Source organism: Paraburkholderia sp. SARCC-3016 (assembly GCF_031119615.1).
Lineage (GTDB): Bacteria > Pseudomonadota > Gammaproteobacteria > Burkholderiales > Burkholderiaceae > Paraburkholderia.
The window spans coordinates 1-3,018 of sequence record NZ_JAVHZD010000081.1; the positions used below are offsets into that span (position 1 = coordinate 1).

2 protein-coding genes and 1 pseudogene are annotated in these 3,018 nt (G+C 58.9%); 2 read left to right on the forward strand and 1 reads right to left on the reverse strand.

Going from position 1 to position 3,018, the window contains the following annotated elements; translation table 11 throughout:
* Nucleotides 1–223: hypothetical protein (locus QYH69_RS35685; protein WP_308836313.1), on the forward strand; the 223-nt coding region annotated here is incomplete at its 5' end.
* A gap of 725 nt (nucleotides 224–948) precedes the next feature.
* Entirely contained in the window at nucleotides 949–2,754 is a 1,806-nt protein-coding gene (locus QYH69_RS35690) for a hypothetical protein (RefSeq protein ID WP_308836314.1), read from the forward strand.
* 129 nt (nucleotides 2,755–2,883) lie between these two features.
* Here QYH69_RS35690 and QYH69_RS35695 read toward each other — a convergent pair.
* A pseudogene (locus QYH69_RS35695) lies at nucleotides 2,884–3,018 on the reverse strand (IS3 family transposase); the annotation flags it as partial.

Below are 3,018 nucleotides of genomic sequence, written 5' to 3' on the forward strand. Positions count from 1 at the left end.
GCAAAAGACCGACTGTACTGAAAGGTGGCTCAGTTTTACTTCGCGCGAAGTGGCTCATTATTACTTTGCGCCCAACACACCCGGTCGACGCCGAGGTGCTCAGGTGCTGTCGCCGTATCGGCGCGAGCACATCAACCGGCTCGGGGACTATCTGCTGGATCTTCAACGCCCCGTTCCACCGCTCGATCCGACCATAGATTTCACATTAAAATCAGCATTTTAGGTCGAGATGTGGCAGATTTTTTGCGAGTCCTGACCAACCCTCATAGCGGGTCGATCATCTGTTCGTTGCTCTCCGTCCGCACTGCACTGTGCAGCGCTAAGCCCGCCGCGGCACCATGTAAAGCCGATCAGCATATTTACATCGATATGCGAAGTTAAAGCATGACGCATGAATTCTGGATCGGCTTTCGCGTTTCGGACTCCGGTTTCGTTCCCGATGAGAAAGTGCAAAATTTCGACCTATAAATTGGTCGCAACAGTCCTCATCTGGAGGCTGTCTATATAAAAGGAATCCTTATGTATACGTCAAGATCCGGCCGATCCGGAAATTATGAACGGGACTATACGCCAACGGAGCAAGACAATTGGGACCAGCGCAACCTCGGACACACGTCAACACGTCGATCGAACATGTCCCTTCCTGAACCGAGGACTGCACCGCCGCGCACGCCACTGGATCATCGATCGACCGTTTCCCTTCCATCACCGGGGCACTTACAGCAACAGCGTCAACATTGGAATACGCCAGCAAGCAATTCGCCGAATTCGTCGCACCCTTCCGTTCCGCTGTCTACGACTCCCCGAAGCAATGGCACGTCAATATATGGTCTGTCGACCACGTCCCTTCCGCTGCCCGAGACATTGCCCATGTACCCTCCTCTACCTTCGATGTCGAGCACATCCCTGCCGCCTCGTACGAACCGGACCTCGCCGTCGGCCCATAGCATGCCGCAGCAACACCAATTCCCGCCGGCGCCTTTGCACACGAACGCACCGTCCGGCCGCCTTGCTCCGACGCCGTCGTTTGGTTCCTTCCATGACGATCGCTCGGGCAGTTTGCTTGATGCGATCAGCGATGCTATCAACAGACGCCAAATATCCCATCAAATAGTCGACGCGCCTGTCAACTGGCATAAATCCACGTCAAACGTAGGGCATATATTGCGCGAAGGTCTCAAAGGTGTCCAGGCGGCGGAGGTGAGTGCGCTGCAAGGCCTGCTCCCAGAACAAGGACCTGAGATCGATGGGACGAGATCTCAGATCGATGAATTCATTCGGACCGGCGATTTGCCTGAGCCGCACAGCCCGGACGCAGCGCAAATCGTTCAGCTCGCTAGCTCCGACATTTCGCCGCAGCCTCCGAGAACCGGTCCGACTGCGCTCCAGCAACTGCCGCACGCTTCGGAGGTCGTGCGTGCCACAAGCAGCCGCACACACGCGAGACGTGGTGGCGCCTCTCAGGCCGAAAACCTCGACACGCCCACCGCTCGCCGCAACGCAGTTATACGCGCGATGCTGGCCATATGGGCTAACGACACGCCATCTGAGCATGAACGACTCGCGAACTCGGCAGCGAACTCGCTCATGCGCAATCTGATATCCGTAATGTTGCCGACCATGCTCCGGCAAATCATTGCTCAGGAATTCGCGACCTACTCGGAGGAGCGTTTTAGCGAAAACGGTCAGATTGCGTTTGCATTGATTGTTGCAATGATCCCGCCTGTGTTGCTGATAGCCGGCCATCAGGTCAATTCCGGCCGCCCCACGCGCAACGCCAATATTTCGCGCAACACACTGGCGTTGGCATCGATTGCCGCAGTCGCCGCGGCGGCGGGTACCGGGACGCTGGGGAGCGCGGCGCCCGCTGTGTTCGCCTTTTTGCTTTATGCCGGCATGCGCGACTCCGCACAAAGCTTTATCCGGCTCGCAGATCCGGGCAACGACGACCTTATACCGGTACGGACATCTGCGACGTCAGCGTCCGCGTACGCAGCGTACCAGATCGCCGCCGGCGAGTTGACGGCTAACCGTGAATCCCCATCCGGCGCGGGTGCCGCCGGCCTGCCGCTGGCAGCCAGAAATAGCGTGCTGCGCGGCTTTACCAACCAGCTCGTCGAGACGGCGGACGACCTTACTCTCGGTGCGCTGGCTGCCCACGCCGCAGGGAATCAACCGCTAAAACTGACATTGTCCGGCCGTACTCCCTCGTGGCAACAGGGGTTATCTACGCTCACAACGACCTTCCCGGCACGTGCAACGCTCGCGACGGCCGGTACACTGGCATCCGGGGCGATCAGCAGCGCGCTGGCCCACACCGGACTGGATACGGCAACGCAAAATCGCCTGAGCAACGTGCTGGGTTCGATCTTACTGGGCCTGATGTATCCAGCGTTTATTCACATTAACGAAGAGATTCCGCCAGAGCAAACGCGTCGAGAAAATCCCTCGCGTTTGACTCCATCGACTCTAGAAAGAGGCGCAATAACGCCTGCGATTGTCGTCACAAACCCTGACGATCACAACGCCATGGAGATGCTCCGGCCCGGGGGCGACGCTGTTTCGTACGCTTCGGCAACCGGGTCCATGCGAAGCGCCGGCGTCTTCGAACGGGGCGACGACCATGCGCCCGCGACACCTTCAGTGCGTACCGCTCGGACCACGTCAAGCGGGACAAGTGTCATGCGCAGTACCGGCAACTTTGACAGGGGGCCTTCGACTGGCAGACGCCGGCTTCCGCAAAATGACGACTAGGACTAGCGGCATCTGATCCCGGACCATTTCTTCGGGACTGGATCACAGCTCGGCGGACCAGGGATCTCGCTGCATCATTCGGCGCCAAGTGAACCGCCCCGGCTTTGTCGGAGACCGCCGAGTTTGGCGCTACGCCGCGCGAGCGGAGCGCACCAGATTCCGATTGTAGACCTCCTCTGCTTCCGCGGGCGATACGTACCCGAGCGGGCCGAGCAACCGATGGTGGTTATACCAGTGAACCCATTCGAGCGTGGCGAGCTCGAC

Bases quoted from the DNA above. Each gene is read 5' to 3' on its own strand.
- QYH69_RS35690 (WP_308836314.1), top strand. From the start codon at position 949: ATGCCGCAGCAACACCAATTCCCGCCGGCGCCTTTGCACACGAACGCA.